Origin of the sequence: Nocardia sp. NPDC051911 (assembly GCF_040681035.1) — a bacterium.
Classification (GTDB): Bacteria; Actinomycetota; Actinomycetes; order Mycobacteriales; family Mycobacteriaceae; genus Nocardia; species Nocardia sichangensis.
Genome location: NZ_JBFAXY010000049.1, coordinates 1 through 23,518, shown reverse-complemented (window position 1 = coordinate 23,518; position 23,518 = coordinate 1). Strand labels below are relative to the sequence as shown.

Here is a 23,518-nt window from a genome sequence, read left to right as displayed (position 1 = left end):
AACGCCAGCAGCCGACCCGATACTGGACATGAGAACCGACACGTCGGGGATCGACGCCGACGACTACGTTCGCGCGCTCATGCAGTGGCATTTCCACCCCCGTACCGGCAGCCCGTTCTGGCTACGCCGCGCAGCACAACTGGATTTTGACCCGCTTATCGACATAGAAGGAACCTCCGATCTCGCGCGATTTCCGAATGTTGTCAACGACTTGCGAACCTGCGCCGTCGAGGACCTGATTCCCCGGGGGTTGGGGTCGAACCCGGGTATAGCCGGGGTCTTCGAAAGCGGCGGCACGACCGGCACCCCGAAACGCCTCGTTTTCTACGATGAATGGATCGATACGTACGTGGCCTGGGAGGATTGGACCTACGAGCTGGCCGCAGCGGGGCCGGTCAACATCCTGGCCGTCGTGCCGTCGGGTCCACACATGCTCGGTGAGCTCGCGACCCGGCAGGCCCGTCGTTCCGGCGGAATGAAGTTCTCCGTGGACCTGGATCCGCGGTGGGTAAAATCACTGATTTCCCAGGGGAAAATCGCTGAAGCCGATGCATATGTCACGCACCTCATCGATCAGGCCGCGGCAATTCTGCGTACGCAAAGGGTGGATCTGCTGGTCATCACTCCACCGTTGTTGGAGCGGATGGTGCGGCAAGACGAGTTGGTCGAGCTGATCAACCGGTCGGTGCGCAAAATTCATTGGGGTGGTGCCCACATGGACGCGGATTCGCGTCACCTCTACCGCACGGAAATATTTCCGGAAATAATCTTCCGCGCTGCGTACGGGAGTACCACCATTCTCGGCGGCGCGCGTGAGCGCGTCGATGAGGATTTCGACAGCTCCCCTATTTTCGACAGCTTCTCCCCTTACGCCTTCTTTCGGGTTGTCGATCCGAATACCGGCGCTGACGTCGAATTCGGCGAGCGTGGGCAGGTCGTGATGAACTATCTCACCAAATACGCTTTTCTCCCGAACAACTTGGAACGCGATATGGGCTATCGAGTCCCAGCTCCTGCTGGCGCGGTGGGATCGTCGGTGGCAGACGTCGCGCCCGTGGCATCCTTTGCCGGTCACCAGGTGATCGAAGGAGTGTATTGATGCCCGAACTCGTGGACATCGATGCGCTGGGCGCTCACGGCGTCTACCGCAGCTGCCGCCGCAGCGACATTGTGAGTCTGGCGGGCGATAAGATCGGTGAGATCAGCCAAGTCCCGCCGGTATATATTCGGCGAACTCTGGCTGCTATGCGCGCAGCGACAACGCCGCACCTGGCTGATCGGATCACGATGCTGAACAAGGCAGCCGACATTTATGCCACCGGTACGCTGTTCGGGCTCGCGCCCGGCGACTACGCGCGTGTGGTTTCTCGCGTGTCGGGGGTGCCGCTGCCGGTGGTGATCGAGTCGATCGACTCGATCACCGAGGCATTGCGCACAGTGCAATTCAGAGTGGAATCGGCGATGCCCCGGGGTGCAGTTTCAGAGGGAGCCGAGCCGAAAACCAGGAACGGCGCAGTGGTGTGGACACGCAAGGGGCACCTGTTCGCCGTGCACGCCCCGGGCAATACCCCGGCCGCGCACGGACTGTGGCCCGAGGCGTTGGCACTGGGCTATGCGGTGGCGGTGCGACCATCCAACCGGGAACCGTTCACCCCGGCCAGGCTCGTCGCGGCACTGCGGGAAGCCGGTTTCGACGAGCGAACGATCACGCTGTTGCCCACCGACCACGCCACCGCAGAGGTCGTCGTCACCACAGCGGACTATGCAATCGTTTATGGCGGCCAAGACGTAATCAACACGTACGCCCACAATCGCCGCGTCCTCCTCCAGGGCCCCGGACGGTCGAAGATCCTGGTAACCAATGACGTCGACTGGCGCGATATGATCGACGTCATCGCCGACTCGGTGAGCGGCCACGGCGGCGCAGCGTGTGTCTGCGCCACCGCAGTTCTCGTCGAAGACGACCCCGCGCCGCTAGCCCGCGCTCTCGCGGAGAAACTTGCCCGGATTCCCAGTCTCCCGTCCGACCATCCCGAGTCGGTCCTGACAGTCCAACCGGTGGAGCGTGCGCGACAGATCGACGCTCAGCTGCGCCGCACCGCGCAGGGCACCCGCGCATGGCTGGGCGGCGACACAATCGTCGATGAACTCCCCGGGGGAGGCGCGGTGCTGCGACCTGCTGTACACCAGGTCGCAACCGCGGATGCGCCGCAGCTCCAAGCCGAACTGCCGTCTCCCTGCGTATGGGTCGGTCCATGGCAACCCGAGGACGGTATCGCCCCATTGAAAAACTCCCTTGTCCTCACCGCCATGACAGAAGACCGCCAGCTCATCGAAAACCTGCGTGCCGAGCCGAGTATCACCAATCTCTATCTCGGCGGCACCTCGACGACTCACAAGCAGCCAAACCTTCCCCACGATGGCTATCTCGGCGAAGGTCTTATGCGAACTAAAGCGATGATTGGTTGGTGACTTGGCCGGGACGCTTTACGGAGACGAACCTGCGGCGCCGTGGAGTCACAACCTGCGGCGACGGCTCGCTGCTGCTGTTTCTACCGGGCCCATTCCTGTCACCAGCGACACCGGGGTTTTCCGTTGACAACAAGAACAATGACGAATTGAAAGAGGATAGGTGATGGATTCGAACTGTCGTAGGGCACTTGTCCTTGGAGGTGGTGGCCTGACTGGTACGGGTTGGCTGGTCGGCATGCTCTATGGGTTGGCTGAGGCAGGTGTCGACCTGAGCCAGCCCGATGTTGTCATAGGAACGTCGTCAGGGGCGATTGTCGGCGCGCTGATCACAACCGGCGCCGACCTGGAGCATCTGTATGCTAGGTATCTCAGTCCGCTGCATCCTGAGCCTGTGCGTGAGTTGAATGCCGCTGCGCTGGCGAGCCTCGGCTCGATGATGGCCGGCGAGGCAAACCCACAGCTGGCTCGTGCGCGGGTAGGGCATGCCGCATTGGCTGCAGCACAAACCGCTTCGGCAGACGACGTGAGCGACTCCGTTGCCGCTCGGATACCGGCATCGGATTGGCCGGAGCATCCGACGCTGCTGTTGACTGCCGTCGATGCGAACAGCGGAGAGTTCGTCGCACTGCGCCGACAGGATGGCGTGCCCTTGCAAACGGCTGTCGCCGCAAGCTGCGCACTTCCTTTCGCGTATCGGCCCGTGGAGGCACTCGGACGTCGTTGGATCGACGGTTTCCTCAGATCGCCGGCAAATGCGGATCTCGCCGCGGATTGTGACCGGGTAGTGGTTCTCGCCCCAATGCCCGAGGGATTCGGGCCCGGCAAGGTGGTCGATCAGGCGGCAGACTTGGCCGCAACAACTGGCGCCTCGGTTGTCACGGTGGTTGCCGAGAGAGTGCCGGAAAATCCGCTCGACCCCTCACAGTTGGCTACGACGGCAAAGGCCGGCCATGACGAGGCGGCAGCGGCAGCAGCCGAAGTATCCCGCATTTGGTTCGGATGTTAGGAGTCAGCTATGTTCAGGCCGGTTGAACGTGCCCTCCCAGGCGGTGAGTGGGTCGATGACGTTCTGCTCAGCGGGCCTGGTGCCCAGGAGTGCATACGTGCCACACGTGTGCTGCGCTATGACGGATTGTGGCAGGAGGTCATCGAATCCCAGCGCATCTTAGCGGACTTGGAGGTGGGTCCGGATGCCTCAGTTGCTGTCCAACTTCCACCTTGCGTTGAAAGCACCGCTGTCATTCTTGCCACTTGGCGGCTCGGTGCCAGGCTTGTCATAGTCGATCATCGCGTGCCGCAGGAGCAGTGGGAAGGGATAGTGGACTGGTGCCGTCCACAGGTAACGGTGACTGCAGCCAACCTGCAAGCCGGTCGAGATCAGCTTGCGGTGCAATATCGTCCCCGCCCCGGACAGCCGCGAGACAGCGAGCACGCACTCATTCTTTTCAGCTCGGGCTCGACAGGACTGCCGAAGGGTATCGGGCGGACTGTCTCGGATCTGATGGACGAGGTCGAGAAGACCGCCGGCGTCGACGGCGCACCAGCCAAGGGCGAATGTATCGTTGCTGCAATCTCTTTTGCCTACGCGTATGGGCTGTTCTGGCTCTTGCACGCGTTGCGCTCTGCTTGCACCCTCATCATTCCGGAACAGGTCACCGCGCACGGCCTGCTGCGCTGTGTTCAGGACAGTATCGGTCCCACAACACTTCTAGGTGTGCCCTTCCACTTGAAAATGCTCGCAACGGTTTCGGAACCACCGCAGCTGCCACAATTTCGTCGTGTCGTTTCGTCCGGTGAGGCTGTCGACGCCGAGCTGTGTGAGTTGATTGCCGAGCGCTTCGGTGTCAAGGTCGGCCAAGCATACGGTATGACGGAGGTGGGCATGATCGCCGCTGACCTCGATGGTCGGTTTCGGCCGGCGGTCGGCGTTCTCGCCCCTGGGGTGCGGGCAGGAATCGATCATTCTGGAGAGCTCTTGATCGCCATGGAGAAGTCGCCTTACGTGGACGAATCCAAGGAGAAACGGTGGGACAACGGCTGGTTTCGCACAGGGGACGCGGCTACCTTGTCTCCGGATGGTTTCGTGACGCTGCACGGCAGGCTCGACTCGCAGATTGCGGTCGGCGGCCTGAAGGTTGACCTGATGGCAATAGAACGGATCGTGACCAGCGTTGATGGCGTGCGAGAAGCCACCGTGGTCCACGATGGAAGAAGTATTAAGGCATATTTGGCACTGGCAGAGAGTGGCTCGGTGGATCGGGTCAGGGCCGAGGTTGGGCGCAGGCTCGCCGCGCACCAGATGCCCAGCAACTACCATGTCCTGCCAACATTGCCGGCCACGCCGACGGGCAAGCGGATTCGCGATCCACGTCGCCTGGCGCAAGCAGCGGAGGAAGCTCGATGAGAAGCAAGGCTGAGATTCAGTTCCGCGAAGCGCTACGCGCCATCGGATATGGGGACTCCGCCGCATCAGGGTCGACGGTTCTCGGCGATGCGGGCTTGGGGCTGGCCGCCGATAACCTTATCGAGCTGGTTCTGGCTATGGAGAAACGCCTTGGCGTAACTTTTCCCGACACGAGCGTCGAGCGGCTGGCAGCCATGGCAATCACCGAAATGGTCAGCATTTTCGACGCGCTGGTGGATCGCAACGCCGAGGCGATTGGCGCTCAGTTGCCAACTCGAGCAGACGTCATCTCACTGCTCGGTCAACTGAATGGCGCAGATGCCGAGGTTCCTGAACAGATCAACTCTCTTGCACGGACATGGCTGCTGCATTCTATGGAACAGCGTTACGGACAAGCTGTCCTGGTATCGAGCGATGAGCTCCACAAGATTACCGATGTCGACAGCGCAGTTGAGGTTCTGCGAAGGGCGCTTCGCGCCCACGTGCCGACACCGAGGGCGCCGAGCCCAACACTAGAGTAAGTTACCAACGGTGGAAAGGTTTCTGCCACACCGGGCCATTCGCCGTCAGTACCACCCCGCTGACTACTGTCTCGCCACGTAAACAGCATCCAGACCAACTTCAGGAGACCCGCACCCACCCCAGGCCAGGGCGGTGCGGAACATCGCTTCCTCGGCGGCTTCGTATTCTCTCGGGAAAGTGGATTGAAGGCGAGTGGAACCGGAATTCCACCAACGGAGTCGTCCTTTACGGAGGAGACTCCCAGCTCACCAGCGCCGACCGCGAGCACGCCGAGGTGTCGACGCTCGCTTTGCACCTACTGCAATCGGCACTGAGGAAGGGCTTCGTTCAGCAGTGTTTTCGCGGCGAAAGACCCTGCGTATCACACCGGCGGTTGCGGTAGGTCGTGTCGACGAATTCGACGAATCGCTGAGCATCCTGGAAATTGGACGCGATTCCGAAGGAGACACGGAGCGCGCCGCCGGTGGGCAGGCCGAGTTCGGCAACATACGAATCAATCGTGCCAGGAGGCTTTCTGAGCAGGCGTAGCAACGCCGAGCGGCCGATGTTGAAGGCAGCCTCGCCAGCGCCAGGATTGCAGAAGCAACCCGTGCGTAAAGACAACCCGACCGCAGAGGACTCGCGTGCTACCAGACGCTCGTCGACGACGGCCCCGGAGTAGTCGAGGATATTCAACGCGATCGTCGCCCCGCGGTTGACCATATCGCGCGGGCCATAGATGCGGACCACCGGAGCGCCGTTGTCGTGCACGAGCGACAGTAAGCGATCCAGCAGCCACCCGGTCAGGCAGCGGGTACGCCGATCGATCACATCGATGCCGACTCCGTGCAGCCATTCGAGACCATGTTGAACGTCTGGTATGGCGAGGAAATTCACTGTACCGTCCTCGAATTCAGCATGTCCCGCGGCAGGTGTGTACCACCCGCCCTCCACGCTGGCGGCTTGAACGGTGCCGCCGGAAAACCACGGCCGCCGCAGTCTGGCCAACGTATCGCGGCGGGCGACCAGACAGCCGACTCCAGTCGGATAACCGAAGACCTTATACCAGCTCACGGGAACGAAATCGGCACGTACTTCGGAGAGATCGAGTTCATGGGTCGGCAGGTAGGCGGCGGCGTCGAGCAATACATCGAATCCGTGATCATGTGCGATGTCAACCCATTCGAGTGGATGCTGGACGCCGGTGAAGTTGCTCTGCGCTGGGTAGGCGAACAGCCCACGATGTTTGTCGCGTCCATCCGCCGCAGCGGGCGAGTGCGATTCCCTCACCCGGCGGCCACCCAGTGCGGCGCGAACAGCAGCCTCGGTCACTCTGAGTTCTGTGCCGACGAGAGGGATGTACTCCGTTCGAGCGCGCCTGGAGTGTGCGAATTCTCGAATGCCATTGACCGAATTGTGGTTGTCAGCCGTCAGGACGAAACGGATCGACCGACCGAATGGGTAGGCCTCGCCGACTAATCGGCATGCCGCCGTGGCGTTCGTCGTGAAGATCGCCGTATAGTCCTGCGGTGACGCGTTAAAATGGGCGAGTACGGCAGCCCGGGCAGTCTCGACCCCAGCCGTCGCCGCACGTGAGGTGGGATTGTCTGAATGGGGATTGCCATAGCAGCCCGCAGAGACCCATTGGTTGTGTGCCCGGTGTTGGGCGGCCGCGGCCAGCCCTGCGCCGGTGTAGTCAAGATAGATGTCCTGGTTGCGGTCGAGATAGTCGTATTCGGTGGCACGGAGGTCATCTATTACAGCGGTAGTGGTGTATTCCGGATACTCGGCCAGAAAATCCTCTGTGCTGATCGTTCGCGCGCCCTGGCCGCTCATGGTTAGTCCTCCTATCGTCGTGCGGTTCTGTCGCGTCTCGGGGGCAAGCCACGTTGCCGGATTCGGTGTTATAGAAAGAGTGCAAGTATCGCCGAAGTAGCGCGGGACGTGAATCCCGTATTGATCATCGGGGCGGGCGTGAAGCCAACCCCACCTCGGAAGGCTCGCTCGGCGGACGGCTCTGAGGGCTGCGCCACCGATAACAGTCGCAGTGCGACCGGGGCCGCCCATAACCGTGTTGCAATAGCGCTGGGGTGGCACCGTTGCCGAAGCTGCCTGGCCGCCCGGCGTACGGCGCCAGCCGGGCCGGCAGAATCTGTTTCCCGTTGTCAGCAGAAGAGCTTCGGCAGCCTGCGCTGCAAGCGCAGCCTTTTCCGGTGCCGCGAGCGCGGTGGCGACAGGCAATGACTCCACCCGGAGCCCCGGCAAGCCCGAGCCGGTCAAATCGGCCCCTTCGCTCAAGACCGAATGGTCTCGTGCTTCAGGGGAATTCATGTCGCATGGATGCGACGACAACATCGCCGCCAACTTTCATGCCTCACCAACCTCCTCTGAACTACGAGCTGCCGCAGCCAGTATCGGACCGGTGCAGTTGTCGTCAGTCCTTCTTCCTGGCAAGAGTGAGCCCGTCCGCGATGGGCAGCATCACCGATTCGACCCGGTCGTCGGCGCGGACCCGATCGTTGAACGCGTCGATTGCCGCAGCGTTGCCGACCGGGTTTTCGCCTGCCGCCTCGCCGTAATAGAAAACGTTGTCGGCGAGCAATACTCCGCCGGGTCGCACCCTGGGCACAAGCTGGTCCCAGTAGTCGATATAGCCGACTTTGTCGGCATCGATGAACACGAGATCGATATCGGCGGTCTCGGGCAGGTTCCGCAAAGTGCGGGAGGCGGGTCCCAGCCAGAATTCGATGCGGTCGGACACACCGGACGCATGCCAGGCGGCGCGGGCGATCGTGATCCATTCCGCCGAGACGTCGCAGGTGATCAGCCGACCGTGCGGCGGGAGCCCGAGCGCCATCGCTAGCGTCGAATAGCCCGTGAAGGTGCCAACCTCAACGATGCGTTCGGCTCGGGTCAGCCTCACCAGCAGAGTCAAGAAGGCGGCCTGCTCGTGTGGAATCTGCATCTCCGCGACGTCGCCCAACTCGGAGGTACTGGTGAGCAGTTTCCGCTGCACGGGGCTCGGCGGTCCGACGTGCGTAAGCAAATAATCGTAAATCCTCGGAGTCATGACCACATTCTTGAATTCGCTCATTCCAGACTCTCTTCCAGTCGGGACAATACGACGGCGCTCTCTCGGTGAAATAGCGCGACCACGCCGGTCTGCTGCGCCGAAAGCCCCGGCCATCCACAGGAAACAGGCAGCGGTCTATGGACGAGGTCGGATCTCACCTGGCCCAGCTTGGTGACGAATTGTGCAAGGAACTCCTCGCGGCAGATCGCGATTCGTTCGACACCGAAGAACCGGTCACTGACTTGCCGTTGCGCCTCGGTCGGGGGGGCCAGGTGATCGTCGCTGTGCTCACGCAGCAATGATTGTCCAATGGGGACAAGATATTTGGCCACCGCTCCGTGCACGATGTTGTTTAGTTTCAGCGCCGTCGACAGCGGGACCAGCGTGTTCGGATGATACGTCAGGCGGATTTCGCGCAACAACGGATGGATGGGCTCGTAGTCGCGCGCCCATGTACCACTGAAAGCGGAGTCGGCGGCCATCATCGAGGGCCGAATGGTTTCGCCGTAGACTTCGGCGGAACAACTGCCAGCATAGAGCATAAGCACCGAGTACGCGTCGAATAGCAACGTGGCCCTGCTGACCAGCACCGAAGCCCGAGTCGATCCGGCGAGCAGGACGCGAAGTGTCTCCGCCATCAACCGCCACACGCAATAGGCCGCATGGTGGCCAACCCGCCATCGGTACGCCGCAGCGCCCCCGACTGTGCGCGACGGGGGCGCTGCCGGGGAGACCACGGTGTGCCACGGCACGCCGCGTGGGGACAAGTCGGCGTGCCGGCACGGGGTGAACGCAGACTCGGGCATCGGCAGGTACAGGGAGTCCACCCCGGCCCCGCGAATCCGTCTGCGAGCCACATGTTTTTGGAGTTTGAACATGGCAGCTCAGTTCTCACCGCTGGTAGCCCAGATCGGTGCACTCGTCAGCGATCGTATCGAGCAGATCCGCTGCGGAGCGTACGTCGGCGTCCAATGGCCGGTCGGGGTCGATCGCGGGCACTAGGTCGATCAAGCGGTCCAAGATCGCCGCGCATGCAGGCGAGGTGGGCCTTCGGCCACCTATATGCGCCGCCTGACGCAGCGCAACCGCCAGCGAGCCGTGTAACAACCGCAGCGACCCCGCTAGATCGAGTGCGTTCAGCGCGGCCTGCGTGCCGAAAGGCACCACGTCTTGGTTGTGAAGGTTGGTCGGCAGGCTCTGCATCGACGCTGGTACAGCGGCTCGACGCATCGCCGCGACGATCGCCGTCGCGGCCAACTGAACACCTTGCACGCCATGCTGTTCGCCTGGCTTCGTCGCCAACATCGGGTTGAGACCGCCGTTGCGATGGGGATCGACCAACAGATCCAATTGGCGCTCAGCTAGATTCCCCACCTGCACGGTACTCACCGACAATAGATCCGCGGCAAACGCCACCGGCTGCCCAAAAAAGTTCCCCCCGTGCACCACCGCGCCCTTTTCGGGGAAAAACATCGGATTGTCGCTGATTCCGTTCAGGTCATCGACGACAACGTGCTCGACATGCTCGATAGATGTGCCGACGGCACCGAGCAATTGCGGAGTGCAGCGTATGCTGTACGGCTCCTGCAGCGGACGGGTACCCGTCGGCGCAGTGCCGTCTAGAAATTGGCGCATCCGGCCAGCTGCTGCGCGCGCCTGTGAGTGGCCGAACGCATCCAGCAACTCATCTGCCAGAAACCCCGGATCGCTGCCGAGAACATCGGCCAGCAACGCGGTCAACATCATAGCGACCAGATGCGACCGACGAACCGACATTACGGCTAATCCCGCCGCCGCTGCGGTGAGCGATGTGCCGTTGACCAGCGCGAGCGCGTCTCGCCCGTCCAACACCAGCGGTGTCAGCCCTGCAGATCGCAGCGCGTCGCCAGCGGGCATTCGAATTCCTGACAGATAGGCGCTGTTTTCGCCACGAAGCGCCCGTGCGACATATGCAAGCGGAATGAGGTCGCCGCTCGCGCCGACCGAGCCGACCCGCGGCACAGCAGGAGCGAACTGCGTACCCAGCATCGCTACCAGCGCAGGCAATACTCCAGGGGAAATGCCCGAGTGGCCACGCGCCAGAGACCACAAACGGGTCAGTACCGTAGCGCGCACTACGTGAGGCGGCAAGTCCTCGCCTTGGCCAGCCGACAAGTGCCCGACCACGTTGTTGCACTGATCTGCGGCATCCCGGCGACCAGAAAACACGACCAGCGGGCCGAACCCGGTGGTCGTCCCGTAGATATCAACTCCAGCGGCGATGCGGTCCAGCAGAAAAACGTGACATGCGTCGACGCGTTTCAGGGCGTCATCCGCGATCCTGATTTCGACCGGGTCGCTCACCCGTTCCAACATGTCCAGAGTCAACCGCCCTGGGATTTGAATGGTGACTCCACGCGATCCAGCAGCTATAGCATTAACAGACATTGACAACCCTTCGGTGTGATCACATATTAAGAACGTGATACTGCCCGCAAGCCGACCGGTCGGGTCGAGCCGGTGGCTGGATACAGTGTCCTACACCGGATAGATGTCAACATCCGTGACTACACCGGAGCTACGTATGCATCTGATTAGTATTTCCATTTCTCGATTTCTGACGGTAAGGAGTCTTCTTTTCCATACGGCCGTCGAGCAGCCGACGCAGCCGTGAATTTTCGGCAAAAAGGGAGGCTCGCCATGCCTGTCATCGCTGAGATATTCTGCGATTCGGTGCTCGTACTCAGTCCGTTCTATGACGCGCTTCCACCGATGTTTCCGGCCCTCCTGTCAGAGCGGCGAGGGGGTGATATTATCAGGGGTACTTCCACGACCTGACCCGACCCCGCAGCGGTAAAGCCGGAGGCACCCAAACCTCTTTTGAGCCTTCCTCATCGGCGAGTGCGGCGTGTCGATATATCTGATCACCTACGGCGGCGCCCATCCCGCTCTACTGATGGCGGCAGGATCGACGCTGCGGCCGGTTGGGCCAAGAGCAGCGGCTTTACCGCCTGTGGCTCATCTAAGAGGTCAGCACCGTCCCATTCGGTATGCGTCCGTCGGGGCGGGGTTCCCACTTCCATAGTGAGGTCGGCGTCAAGCCCTGGTGAGGTGGTCCCCGACCTCGCCCAAGTGCTGCTGGGTCTCAACATCAGTGTCACCGAGGTACCCGGCGATGCCACCCAGGACTCGTCTGCCGTTATTGCCGTGATCGGATCGCCGGCAGCGACAGATTCGGCTGCCTCAGCCGAAATCTGCCGCAGTGCTAAACGGTCACCGACTGTTTGTCACCTCTGTAGCGTGGCACCTCGCCCGCGAACGTGGACTCGTTCCGCGCCTGCGAGGTTACTTTCCAGCGAGCTTTCAATTCGGCGATCCCTCGGATGACGCGCCCGGTCCGGTCTCATCGATTGATGGTCGACCATCAGCTCGGCTCACACTCGCCGCCCGCGCAGTTCGGCCGCGCTCGGCGGGTCGGCGCCAGAGCGGGTGCAGGTGATCGCGGAGATCAGCACCGCCTGGTCGAGAACAGCCGTCAGGTCTGGTTCCGTCATCGTCCGCAACGCATCCCGGCGCGCCGCCCCGAGCAGGTCGCGATCGCGCAGGCCCGCCAGCAGGCCGGAAGTGAACGCGTCGCCAGCACCGATGGTGTCCACCACCTCGATACGCCTGCCGGGCACATGGATTCGTTCAGGGGCAGCGGTGGTGGCAGCCAGGCATCCCTCGGAACCGAGGGTGATTACCACCAGTGCCGGGCCGCGAGTAATCCAGTCGCGCAGCACGGCCTCCGGACTGCGCTGTGGGTACAGCCAGGCCAGGTCCTCCTCGCTCGCCTTGACCACGTCGGTGAGGGGGAGCATCGTCTCCACGCGTTCCCGGGCACGAGCGCGAAGCATCAACTGTCGGCGCGTGTTCGGATCGAAGGACACGGTGACCGCCGAACGGGCGCGTACCGCTAGGCGCTGTATCACCGCCGCGCCCGGCGGCAGCATCGCAGCCAGCGAGCCGACATGCAGCGCGACAACCCCGCCGTCCAGCGCACCGTCCAACTCGCTGTCGGTCCACTGCCAGTCCGCAGTGCCATCGATCTGAAAGTCGTAGCGGGCCGTGCCGTCAGCATCGACGTACACGATCGAGAGCGAGGTCCGCTCGACCGCCTGGACAGCGCAATCCAGCCGGACATCATTGTCCTGCAGATATTTCCGCAGCCGGTGCGCGAACGGATCGCTCCCGATTCTGGCCAGCAGACGGACCGGCACAGCCAGCCGGGCCAAGCCCACCGCCACATTGGCAGGGCTACCGCCGGGCACCGCCTGATATCGGCCATCCGATCCTGCGGGCACCAGATCCATCAGCGCTTCGCCAGCCACCGCGATCAGGCCCACTTCACGGTCAGGCGCGGACACGGCTATTGGTGACTTCCTCCCCCGCCATGGCCCCGGTCATGATCGCGACGGCGTCGGACATCGAGAATTCGTGCGGCTCGATCACCGCGACCCGCCGACCCAGCCGCTGGATATGCACACGATCTGCGATCTCGAACACGTTAGGCATGTTGTGGCTGATCACGATCACCGCCAAGCCACGGTCGCGGACCTCACGGATCAGGTCCAGCACCATGCCGGTCTCTTTGACGCCAAGGGCAGCGGTCGGCTCGTCCATGATCACCACGTGCCGCGCAAACGCCGCGCTGCGCGCCACGGCCACACCCTGGCGCTGGCCACCGGACAGTGTCTCCACCGCCTGCTTCATCGACCGGATGCCGATTTTTAGATTCGCCATGTGCTGCTGGGATTCGCGCACCATGCGGTCTTTGTCGAGCATTCGGAACACTGAGCCCAGCACGCCCTTGCATCGCAATTCCCTGCCCAAAAACAGGTTGTCGGCGATGCCCAGGGCCGGGGCCACTGCCAGATCCTGATAGACGGTCTCGATCCCGGCGCGTCGGGCGTCGATGGGTCGGCGGAAATGAACCCGCCTGCCGTCCAGCCGGATCTCACCTTGGTCCGGCTCCAGTGCGCCGGACAGCGCCTTGATGAGTGACGACTTCCCAGCACCGTTGTCACCGATCACCGCGAGGATTTCATTGGGGTACAGATCGAAATCGGCACCGTCGAGCGCGGTGACGTGCCCATAGCGCTTGACCAGGCCCCTCGCCTGTAGCACCGCCATCGGTGTGCTGGCCGCGAGCCCCGTACCCGACTGTTCCGCATTCGCTTCCATAGCCCGCTCCACGTCGTTCACCTCTGCCTCCCACGGTTGAACTGGTCCCCCGCGACCGCCGCGATCACCAGGATGCCGGTAATAAGAGTCTGATAGATCGACGGGACGCCGATGAGCTGCAACCCGTTGCGGATGATGCCCACGATCAGCGCGCCCAGCAGTGTGCCGATCACGCTACCGCGGCCGCCGAACAGGCTGGTGCCGCCGAGCACCACCGCGGTGATCGAATCGAGGTTGTCGGTCTGCCCGGCGTTCGGATCGCCAACGCCGGTGCGCGCCACCAATAGCAGCGCGGCCAGGCCGTAGAGAAGGCCTGCGGCGGTATATACGCCCAGCAGCACACGTCGGGTGCCGACGCCGCTCAGCCGCGCGGCCTCCGGGTTGTTGCCGACCGCGTAGACATGCCGGCCAGCCGAAGTCTGCCGCAGCACGTACCAAGCGATCGCGAACAACACCAGCATCGCCACCGAGCCATAGGTGATGTCGGTATTGCCCAGCGGGAATGTATTGTCGAAGAAGGTCAGCTGGCCCGGCAGGCCCGAGATGGTCTGCTCCTGCGAATAGAGATGGGTCAACGCGAAGGCGATACCGTAGGTGCCGAGCGTCACGATGAACGGCGGAAGCTTCACAAAGCTCACAAGGGTGCCGTTGAGCAAACCAAATCCAGCGGTGATCAGAAGCCCGAGCAAGATCGCCAGGATCGGCGGCATCCCGCTATTTATGGCCAGCTTGGTCATGGCGATATTGCCCAGTGCCATCACCGCGCCGTTGGACAGATCGATGCCAGCGGTCAGGATGATCAGTGTCTGGCCGATCGCCAACGTGCCGACCACCATTACTTGCTGGATGATCAGCGAGAAGTTGCCGCCGGTCAAGAACCGGTCGGACTCTGCGCCGAAGAACACGCCCGCGATGATTATCGCGGCGATCGGGCCGAAATTCGAAAAGGCCAGTACACGTGCGAGCACCGACGGATTGGGCTCCAGTTGCGACTGAGAGGTGATTGTTGCGGTCATGTGATTTCCTGCTCCGATGCTCTCTAATAAGCCGGGACGTAGCTATCCCCAGCAGTTGTCCAGGCCGTACTGGACATCTCTCGAATCGACGCCGACCTGCGGCTTACCGGTGATCAGAGTGACGCCGGTGTCGGTGTAGCCGGAGGTATTCTTGCCGTTCCTGGCGTGGTCTACGATCGCCTGCACACCATCGCCCGCCATCTTCAGTGGGTACTGCTGAGAGGTGGCCGCGATCTTGCCGTCCTTCACCGCTCGCACGCCGGCGCAGCCGCCGTCGATGGAGACGATCAGTACATTGTTCTCCTTGCCAGCGGTCTTCAGCGCGGTGTACGCGCCCAGCGCGGAGGGTTCGTTGATGGTGTAGACCACGTTGATGTCTGGATCCTTTTGCAAGCATGTCTCCATCGCGGTTTGCGCCTTTGCTTGATCACCATGGGCGGGCTGCGCACACACCACATTCGAGGCGATGATGTCTCGAGTCATGTCCTGAGTCGTCTGGGCGGCGCCGTAACCGGAAAGAAAACCGTTGTGCCGCAACACCCCAACGGTCACGCCGGGGCTCAGATCGATCATGGCTATCTTCACCGGCTTGTCGCCCTCGACCGCTTTGACATACTTGCCTATCAAGACGCCAGCGGTGAAGTTGTTGGTGGCGAATAGCGCATCGACCGCGCTCTGCGGATCAGTCGGGGTGTCCAGCGCGATCATCTCGACCCCCTTGGCGCGTGCCTTCTCGATCGAGGGCACGATCGCCTTGGCGTCGCTGGCGGTGATCATGATGCCCTTGACACCCGCGTTCACCATGTTCTCGACGGCGGTCACCTGGCTGGCGTTGTCGCCGTCGAATTTGCCTGCGGCGGTGATCAGCTCGATCCCTGCAGCGTCGGCGGCCTTCTGCGCGCCCTCCTTCATCTTGACGAAGAACGGGTTGGTGTCGGTCTTGGTGATCAAACCGACTCGGAATCGCTCGTTGCCGCCGGAGGATCCCTTGCCGCAGCCACCGGCGGCGATTACGAGGGCGGAGACGGCCAGACAGGCTGCCACGACCCGGAGGACGCGGGCCGAAGTGACACGGGAAGACATCGATGTTCTCCTGCAGAGACGCTTAGACAACGTTGTCAAATACCATAGGGCGTAGCTCGTTTGACGTCCAGAGTACTTCTCGGCCATCTGACTGGCATGGGATAATCATGTGAGGCACCTGATGCAAGAAGGAGGTCACGACAATTGACAACGTTGTCGCTGCCCGACGACCGCGACCGAACGAAGCGCCGGGGCGCCACTATGCGCGAGGTGGCCGCCCTCGCCGGGGTAAGTATCAAGACGGTCTCTCGCGTGATTCGGGGAGAGGGCGGCGTTTCCGCCGAACTGGCCGCACGGGTCAGTTCAGCCGCCGCCATGCTCGACTATCGGCACAACCTGGCGGCCAGCACGCTGCGCAGGCACGGCCAGAAGACCGCCGCGATCGGCTTGGTGCTCATGGATGTCGCCAATCCGTATGCCGCGGCATTGCACCGGGCGGTGGAGGATTTCGCCCACGAACGTGGCACATTGGTATTCGCGGTGAGCAGTGATGAGGATCCCGTCCGCCAACGGGAGCTGCTCAACGCATTGTTGTCACGCCGTGTGGACGGCCTCATCGTGGTGCCGGCCGGTAGCGACCACGGCATGTTGCTGCACGAGCATCGCCGCGGCACGCCCATCGTCTTCGTCGACCGCAAGCCTGCCACCACCGAAGTCGACAGTGTCACAGTCGATAACCGCGACGGCGCACGCAAGGCGGTGGAACATCTGGCCGCACACGGACACCGCCGGATCGCATATCTCGGTGACTTGCGAACTATCTGGACCGCCGCCGAGCGCTATGCCGGTTATGTGGAGGGCCTAGCCCGCGCTGGCATCACCCTCGACCCTGCCCTCATCTGCGCCGACCTTCACTCCGCCGCGGCGGCAGAGGCCGCGGCCGCCGACCTGTTACACCGCAAGGACCGCCCGACCGCACTGTTCAGTGCGCAGAACCTCGTGACTGTGGGGCTGCTACGCGCGCAACAGAAGCTCGGATTGCAATCCGACATCGCCGTAGTGGGCTTCGACGATCTACCCCTCGCCGAACTGTTGCACCCCGCGCTTACCGCCGTCGTCCAGAATCCTGCCGCGGTCGGCCGTACCGCTGCCGAGATTCTTTTCAGCCGACTGGACGGCGCACATCACCCACCACAACACGAGGTCATCTCAACTCGTTTGCTGATGCGTGGGTCGGGGGAAGTCCCACCGGCGGTCGCACACTGATCGCTCCCTCACTTCCAACTGCCGGTATCCACAGCCACCGCGGTCACGAAGACGCGGGCAGGGCCCGCGATTAGTCACGAACATTCGTAAAGCCCGACAACGGTCCGGCGCAGCCGCAGGAGGCCGCCGTCGCGCAGTTGTCAATCGGTCGGCTTGCAAGAAGCCTTAAGGCGGGTAACTGATGATTTGCTCATCACAGTACAAATCGAGTTTCCGGCCATGCCGAGGGTTGCGCTCGGCAGATCTGCACGCATGACTGCCGGGACCGGACCGCAGGCACTGCCGAGCTGCGCACCCCGTCCCGACGGTGGCAAATCAGTCTGCACGCCCTGCGTGCCGAGTAATCGAGAAGTCAGCGAATGCGGCAAACTGCCATAACTCCGCCACCCAGTTCCCCGATTGCGCGCCTTCCCAGCCGCCGCGGGGCCGGGGCGATCCAAAACGGCAATGCCGGAGTTCCACTCCGGATTCCGCTGGTACGTGCCCAACACGTGCGCCAACACACCTGCGTGGAGTCCCGTACCCCACGGGACGAACTGGCAGTTGCATGCGGGTGGCATCCGGGAACTCGACATGGGGACAGCTGCCGAGGCCGTGCGGGACGGGTGACTCACGGCAGCGGCACGTCGGCGAGCCTCCGAGAAGTCCAGCCAGGCGGGCGACGACAGAGCGCGAGCCCACTTGGAGGTGGGATAGGCGTCTTTGTCCTGGTTGACGAGCTTATTCGCGGTGTATTTCGGATCCGTTCGCCCACGAAGCCGAACAAATGCCAGGACACCGGCCGCCCCCCGCATGTAGAGGGGTATTGCATTACCGGTTAGGCAACACCGCAGCAGCTGCCAGCGACCGTTCTCCGGGAGGAATCCGCAGGCTGTCACCACGGACATCGGGAAGCGAGGTAGCCGGTCACGACGCTGGTGTGCCCAAATCAAGCCGCCACAGCCACCTGACCCACAGCTATAAATGTCGTTATCCCGCGATGTATTGCGCCGATAAGTAACGGCCCGTTTAATGGTGTAGTCAACGGCGACGTAACCAAAATGTAACCTGACATTCCCGGTTCGCGCGAGGTGAAGCCACATGCGACAGCACTTGCCGAGACTTGATCCCGACTCCGGCCTGTTCCACGCATGGGATCCGATGCGCTGGTCGCCGCGGGCCGCAGTCGGGCGATGTCGGGTGTGGATCGCCGCCACCCGTCCCAGGCGAGTCACCGCCGGTGTACTCATCAACTTGCTGTTTCTGGCGTTGATCTGGCCTCTCTCGGGTAGTGCCGCCGCCGGGCGATCGGACACGAATACCAGCAGCCGGAGCACGTCAGCGATCGACGGACTCGCCTGGACGGATATCCGTGACTCCTCGGGAATTCCGTTGTCCAACTACCTGTTCGCCACCGACAGCAGCATTCTCAACCCCCTCGAGACTTCGATCGCGGTCGTGCTAGGACTCCTGTTTACAATATTCATGGTCGTCGTAATCAGTGCGATCTGGCTGACCGGCTTCGTGGTGAGCTTTCGCTGGCTCGATTGGCTCAGCACACCGCTGAATGCACTTGCGGACGGCCTGCGGAATCAGATCGCCACCCCCATCATGCTGGCCGTGGCGGCATCGATCGGCGCCTTCTTCGTAGCGTGGTTCATCGTCCGCGGATACCATGCCAAGGCTGTACTGCAGGTCGTGGCCATGCTGGTGGTCGCCGTGACTGGGGTCGGCTATCTGGCGCACCCGCTGGCCGCTGTTTTGTCGCCGAACGGCCTGCTGGCCCAAGGACGCGATGTCGGGATCTCGGTGGCGGCGGGGCTCAACGGCGACTCCCGCCCGGATCCCAGATCCATTGTCGCCGACCTGGACACCACCTTGGCCGACAATTTCGCTCGACATCCGCTGCAGGTATGGAATTTCGGTCATGTGATCGACGATTCACCTCGGTGCCGAACGGCCTGGTCGTCGGGAATACTGGCGGGCAGTGAAGCGCAGGTCACGAACGGGATGCGTGACTGTGGCGACGCCTTTGCCCACACCAAGATCATGAATCCGAGCCTAGGGCAGGTCGGCACCGGCTTGATACTTCTGATTTTCGGGACCATTCTCCTGCTGTTCATGTCCTACCTTTCTATCAAAATATTCCTCGCCGCACTGTCATCGATCTACCACGCGATCCTCGCCATTTTCGGTTTCGCAGCCGGCGGGTTCATATACGGCCCCACCCAGGAATTCCTGGTACGCAACCTTGTCGACACGGTCGGTGATGCCCTGGCACTGGTTGTCTACACCACGTACCTCGGTTGCTACACCCTTGTGCTCGACCATGTATTCCGATCGGCACCGGACAGCGGCATGGCCGCAATCTTCGTCGGGGGGATTGTGCTGATCGCGGGCTTCATACTCCTGCGACGTCTCGATCTTCACCTGCTCGGCGGCCAGCGCGGGACCGCAGAGAAGATTCGTGCGGCGCTCGAGGGGAAACCGGCACCGGCCAGCGGCCCATCCAGCGGGATCGGCGAGGCAAGCCTGCGCTACTCGCTGTCACCGGGCCACGTCATGGGAACAGCTTTGCGTGATGTCGCCGAATTCAATGCGAACCCCTTGGCATCCTTTGTGTTCCGTCGCTCATCACCGTTGACGCACTTCTCGAAGCGCATGCAAGAAATGAACTACCTGAATTATGAATTACTTAGAGGAACCGTTCCACAGGGGGCCGCAGCAGGCTGGATGGGACGACTCACCTTGGGAAAGAATGCGCACGATGCGGCCGCCAGAGCTGCCGTGCGCGACTTCGACGGCACCCACGCCCGCGCCGCCGCGGCAGCGATGACTACTATCCTCAATCTCGGCGCCGACCGCGCCGACGTCATGGGCGCCCTCGCTGTCGCACGTTTTCCCAGAGAAATTCGCAGATGGGCGGCCGAGGCCCATGCTCGGACCATGCAGTCCGCCGAGGACAACCCGATGGAATATGGCCCGCTGAAACGAGTTGCCGCCGCCTTGGACCTGGCCGAAAATTCTCGACAGTTCGGCATCGTCGAGCGAAACGCCCACAATGCTCAATTCGCTGAATCGGCGGCAATGTTCTACCGCCTCACTCCCCGACCCGTGCGCAATCGTAGTGATGCGAACTGGGAAACCGATCCGTTGATCTGGGATACCGTGCGGCGAACCTATGCGACGTTCGATGATTTCCAGCGCGTGGTAACACCAGAAAGGTTTGCGAAAGCCGATGAAGACACCCGCAGATACATTGCCTATAGGCTTTCCAGAGATCTCGCCGAAACGGCAGAACGGTATTACCACTCCCCGGACGAACCAAATATCCGAAAGGAAGCGATGCGGCGAAAGAATAGGGCCATGTATGTCGATCTTCGGCTCGCGGGCACCAACATAGGCCCATGGACTAATTAGCGTTCCTCAGCAGTTGAGCGATCCACACAAAACGATCCCACACAAAACGAGTAATCCGAAGTCTCGTACCCACCCAGATGAAGTGGCTCCACGAAAAGAAGTTGCACTGACTCATTGTCGTCGGTTTTGCGTGCGTCTTGAATTGTTTTCGACGATATCAAGATCCGGATCGGCAGTAGCCTGGTCGGGCCCTGCGGCGGGCCACATGGTCGACGCGCTTGTCTTCCGTACCCGCAGCGGCGACTGAGCCCCGGTACTCGGACAGCCCGAGATCACCGCGGTCCCATTGACCTGTGCGGATCCGGCGGCCGATGGCCTCTCGGGTCGGGAAATCGGCACCGCAGTGGACGAGCACATCGAGCGCGGCCAGGTGATGGCCGCGAAGCTGGATGCCGAGGCCCCACTCAATTCCGGGACGGAGATTTGGTCGTCGCGGTGCACACGTCGGTGATCGCGCTGACGGCGGTCCGGGCATCGGCTGGGGCGGTCTCGGGCGCCGTGCCGCCGGAGGTCTCAACATCGGTCCAGCAATCGGAGCCTCGGGCAAGCCGCACAGTAGAAGATGGTCGTAGAGCGTACATTTGGCGCGCTCATGCGCGGCTGTGGCCTCTACGACCGGGCCCGCTCATCAGAATTCGGCGCGGCACCTCTTTCGCCTCGGTGGTCAACCGCGCCGCCTCATTGACCACATGGCCGATCACCGTGTACCCCATACGGGTATCGGAGCGGCATCACCCGGTAAACACCCGTTCCGCGCGCCACACCGATTCCGATAACGAGTCCGCCGGTGGCGATGACCTCGTCCCGGATGCGCCAGGCCCGCCCGCAGCGCCGGTGCCGCATTGTCCGGGAGAGCAATCGGCGCACCGAAGATGCATAGCACCGCACCCTCGAACTTATTGACCAGAAACTTTGTTCTCCTCCGTCGCCGCGACGACGAGCGCGAGCAGTCGATTGAGCTTGGCGACGAACTTTTGCTGAGGCGGACCGTTAGACAGCTCGACGGATCCGATGACGTGTCAGCGTTTACGAAAATCCGCAGGTAGCCGTTCTCCGTTCACGTATTCGGGCAGGGCTGCGTTCACGTAATTCCCCAGCGGGAAGGCGGTCGCGGCTGGTGTGGTCCTCGCAGGAGTTGGCTGCTCCCATCGCTCGATGGTGATGGGAGCCTGTATTGGCGAGGAGAACGTTCGACGTGGTCGATATCGTCGAGATCTTGGTTCACTGGCATGCGGGTCGTTCGCAGAGCCAGATCGCGGCCAGCCTCGGGCTGGACCGCAAAACAGTGAAGAAGTATGTGGATCCGGCGATCGCGGCCGGGTTGTCGCCGGGCGGGCCGCAGCGCTCGCCCGTGGAGTGGAGCGAGCTGGTGCGGCAGTGGTTCCCGCAGATCGCCGATTCGAGGATGCGGCAGACAACGTGGCCGGAGATCGGGCAGCCTTGCGAGTTCATCGTGGCGATGACCAAGGCAGGTGTGACCAGGCAGACGATCTGGCAGCCGTTGCGTGATGAGCACGGCTTGACAGCGTCGGTGTTGTCGCTGAAGCGGTACATGGACGCAGAAACAACTGATATGTAGAGAAGTTTGTCAAGAGGGCGTGGCGAGGCGCCGTCGGGGAGCGACCCCGACGGCGCCTCGTTGCTTCCTGGCGAGTCTGTGGTGAGCGTGTCGTGAGCGACGCGCGGTCAGACTGATATACGCGGGTTGGATACCGCAGGACGGGGTTTCGGCTGGATCGCATCCGCGTGTCTAGCATCGAGCGTCGACCTCATGAGGTCTGCTCATAGTTGTGTCGCGGGTCGATCCACGCGCTGCCACCACCGGCCCGCCGAGGAAGCCGATCAGGTGGCGATCAGTCGTTCATGACCGCCAGGGACCAGCACCAGCCGGCGAGCTCTCGGGCGATCGCCACGTTCGCGATCGTGGGCCGTTTGCGGCGTTCACCGAATCGCAGCCACCGCTGGTGCAGGCGGCGGTTTCCCTCGTCGCCACGCGCCCGGGCCGCGGCCGGCGCCTGGTCCCATCGCCGGCGCATCACCGCGCCGACGTGGTAACGGGGCCGGTGGTGCCAGGCCGCTTCGACCAGCAGTCGGCGTGCGTGGGTGTTTCCGGTCTTGGTGATCGCCCCCTGCACGCGCGACGAGCCGGAGGAATACTCCGAGGGCACCAGACCGATGAACGATCCGATGGTGTTGCCGCTGAACCGATTCCAGTCACCGATCTCGACCGCCAACGCGAACCCGGTCAGCGTGGAGACCCCACGCAGACACGACACCCGTCGCACGACCTGGGTGAACTCACTCGCAGCAGCCATCTCCTCGATCGCGGCGTCGAGGCGTCCGCGTCTGACCTGCATAGTCAGCATTGGTCGTAGTCGGCGTCGAACGCCATCCGTGTGGCCTGCGAGGTCAACTGTGGTGCCGCTTCGGTGCGCAGCCATCGGTCGTGTCCCCCGGTCCAGGCGGCGCCGCCGTAGTAGACGATGCCGTGCCGAAGCAGTAATTTCGAGAGCCGATGCCGGGCGCGCATCAGATCGCCTCGGCAGTCCTCACGTGCGCGCACCAGATCCCGGGCCGCCTCCTGATCGACGGTCGGGATCGACACCGCGGTGATCTCGTCCAGCCGCAGCAACCGGGCCAGATGCAACGCGTCGCGGGCGTCGGTTTTGACCCGGTCACCGGCCGGTTTCTGCAGCTTCGAGGGCGCGAGGACCTCACAGCGGATCCCGACCGCGGTCAACGCCCGATGCAATCCGAACCCGGTCGGGCCGGCCTCGTAGGCCACCGCCACCGGACCCGGCAACCCCGATATCCACGACCCGATGTGCTCATACGACGGGGTCAACCGGGCTTGGAACACTTCGCCCGTGACGCCGTCGATAGCTGCTGCCGCGACCGAACGTGCATGCACGTCCAGCCCGACACTCGTACGCTCGGTAAACACCGGGGCCTCCCACCACTGTCGGAAAGACCGGGCAGGCGACTCCCACTCGGTAACCCACGAACATGGGTGAGCGAGGCCCCGGCCCGCAACCCCCAGCTCAACGCCGACGGCCACCCATACCGTCTAGTGTGTCGCGCCTGAAATTCGTTGAAGATATTTAGCGAGTGATTCGAGGATCTCCTCCGCGGTCTTTCGCCAGACGAATGGTTTCGGGTCGG

At 62.6% G+C, this 23,518-nt stretch carries 16 protein-coding genes and 1 pseudogene; 8 read left to right on the top strand and 9 right to left on the bottom strand.

The genetic code is table 11. The features are described from left to right. The first annotated feature begins 28 nt into the window (after positions 1-28). From AB0L97_RS35940 to AB0L97_RS35920, 5 genes are all read left to right on the top strand, one after another. Positions 29-1,099 carry a phenazine antibiotic biosynthesis protein gene (locus tag AB0L97_RS35940; protein WP_364438760.1) on the top strand — a complete coding sequence of 357 codons (1,071 nt, stop codon included), beginning with the start codon at positions 29-31 and terminating at the stop codon, positions 1,097-1,099. After that, the gene (locus AB0L97_RS35935; protein WP_364438757.1) at positions 1,099-2,472 is read left to right on the top strand and encodes an aldehyde dehydrogenase family protein; all 1,374 of its coding nucleotides are present in this window, start codon (positions 1,099-1,101) and stop codon (positions 2,470-2,472) included. Before AB0L97_RS35940 ends, AB0L97_RS35935 begins: the two co-directional genes overlap by 1 nt. 163 nt (positions 2,473-2,635) lie before the next feature. Continuing rightward, positions 2,636-3,478 (top strand): patatin-like phospholipase family protein, encoded by an 843-nt coding sequence (locus AB0L97_RS35930; protein WP_364438754.1) that lies wholly within the window; start codon positions 2,636-2,638, stop codon positions 3,476-3,478. Positions 3,479-3,586: 108 nt separating this feature from the next. Beyond that, on the top strand, positions 3,587-4,876 hold the full coding sequence (locus AB0L97_RS35925) for a long-chain fatty acid--CoA ligase (protein ID WP_364438751.1): 1,290 nt from the start codon (positions 3,587-3,589) through the stop codon (positions 4,874-4,876). After that, positions 4,873-5,397 (top strand): hypothetical protein, encoded by a 525-nt coding sequence (locus tag AB0L97_RS35920; RefSeq protein WP_364438748.1) that lies wholly within the window; start codon positions 4,873-4,875, stop codon positions 5,395-5,397. Before AB0L97_RS35925 ends, AB0L97_RS35920 begins: the two co-directional genes overlap by 4 nt. Before the next feature lie 328 nt (positions 5,398-5,725). On the opposite strand, the gene AB0L97_RS35915 is transcribed toward AB0L97_RS35920, so the two are convergent. The 8 genes from AB0L97_RS35915 to AB0L97_RS35880 form a co-directional block, all read right to left on the bottom strand. Further along, the gene (locus tag AB0L97_RS35915) at positions 5,726-7,213 is read right to left on the bottom strand and encodes an aminotransferase class V-fold PLP-dependent enzyme (protein ID WP_364438745.1); all 1,488 of its coding nucleotides are present in this window, start codon (positions 7,211-7,213) and stop codon (positions 5,726-5,728) included. 598 nt (positions 7,214-7,811) lie between these two features. Then, on the bottom strand, positions 7,812-8,447 hold the full coding sequence (locus AB0L97_RS35910) for an O-methyltransferase (RefSeq protein WP_364438742.1): 636 nt from the start codon (positions 8,445-8,447) through the stop codon (positions 7,812-7,814). Positions 8,448-8,467: 20 nt separating this feature from the next. Next, complete coding sequence (locus AB0L97_RS35905; protein ID WP_364438739.1) at positions 8,468-9,088, bottom strand: hypothetical protein; 621 nt, start codon at positions 9,086-9,088, stop codon at positions 8,468-8,470. A 253-nt stretch (positions 9,089-9,341) separates the two neighbouring features. After that, positions 9,342-10,805, bottom strand: coding sequence for an aromatic amino acid ammonia-lyase (locus AB0L97_RS35900; protein ID WP_364438736.1), 1,464 nt, complete (start codon positions 10,803-10,805; stop codon positions 9,342-9,344). Positions 10,806-11,863: 1,058 nt separating this feature from the next. Beyond that, entirely contained in the window at positions 11,864-12,835 is a 972-nt protein-coding gene (locus AB0L97_RS35895; RefSeq protein WP_364438733.1) for a carbohydrate kinase, read from the bottom strand. Next, a complete protein-coding gene (locus tag AB0L97_RS35890; RefSeq protein ID WP_364438788.1) occupies positions 12,822-13,601 on the bottom strand; it encodes an ATP-binding cassette domain-containing protein in 780 nt (259 codons plus the stop codon). The genes AB0L97_RS35895 and AB0L97_RS35890 overlap by 14 nt, the downstream gene beginning before the upstream one ends. Positions 13,602-13,669: 68 nt before the next feature. Beyond that, positions 13,670-14,668 carry an ABC transporter permease gene (locus tag AB0L97_RS35885; RefSeq protein WP_364438730.1) on the bottom strand — a complete coding sequence of 333 codons (999 nt, stop codon included), beginning with the start codon at positions 14,666-14,668 and terminating at the stop codon, positions 13,670-13,672. A 42-nt stretch (positions 14,669-14,710) separates the two neighbouring features. Then, on the bottom strand, positions 14,711-15,751 hold the full coding sequence (locus AB0L97_RS35880; protein WP_364438727.1) for a sugar ABC transporter substrate-binding protein: 1,041 nt from the start codon (positions 15,749-15,751) through the stop codon (positions 14,711-14,713). Positions 15,752-15,895: 144 nt separating this feature from the next. Here AB0L97_RS35880 and AB0L97_RS35875 point away from each other — a divergent pair, with 144 nt between their 5' ends. The 3 genes from AB0L97_RS35875 (at position 15,896) to AB0L97_RS35865 (ending at position 21,935) form a co-directional block, all read left to right on the top strand. Continuing rightward, entirely contained in the window at positions 15,896-16,957 is a 1,062-nt protein-coding gene (locus AB0L97_RS35875) for a LacI family DNA-binding transcriptional regulator (protein WP_364438724.1), read from the top strand. 1,080 nt (positions 16,958-18,037) lie between these two features. Continuing rightward, on the top strand, positions 18,038-20,356 hold the full coding sequence (locus AB0L97_RS35870) for a hypothetical protein (protein ID WP_364438721.1): 2,319 nt from the start codon (positions 18,038-18,040) through the stop codon (positions 20,354-20,356). A gap of 1,195 nt (positions 20,357-21,551) precedes the next feature. After that, on the top strand, positions 21,552-21,935 hold the full coding sequence (locus tag AB0L97_RS35865) for a hypothetical protein (RefSeq protein ID WP_364438718.1): 384 nt from the start codon (positions 21,552-21,554) through the stop codon (positions 21,933-21,935). Positions 21,936-22,209: 274 nt separating this feature from the next. Here the strand turns inward: AB0L97_RS35865 and AB0L97_RS35860 are convergent. Then, positions 22,210-23,300, bottom strand: a pseudogene (locus AB0L97_RS35860) (IS110 family transposase). Positions 23,301-23,518: the final 218 nt, after the last annotated feature.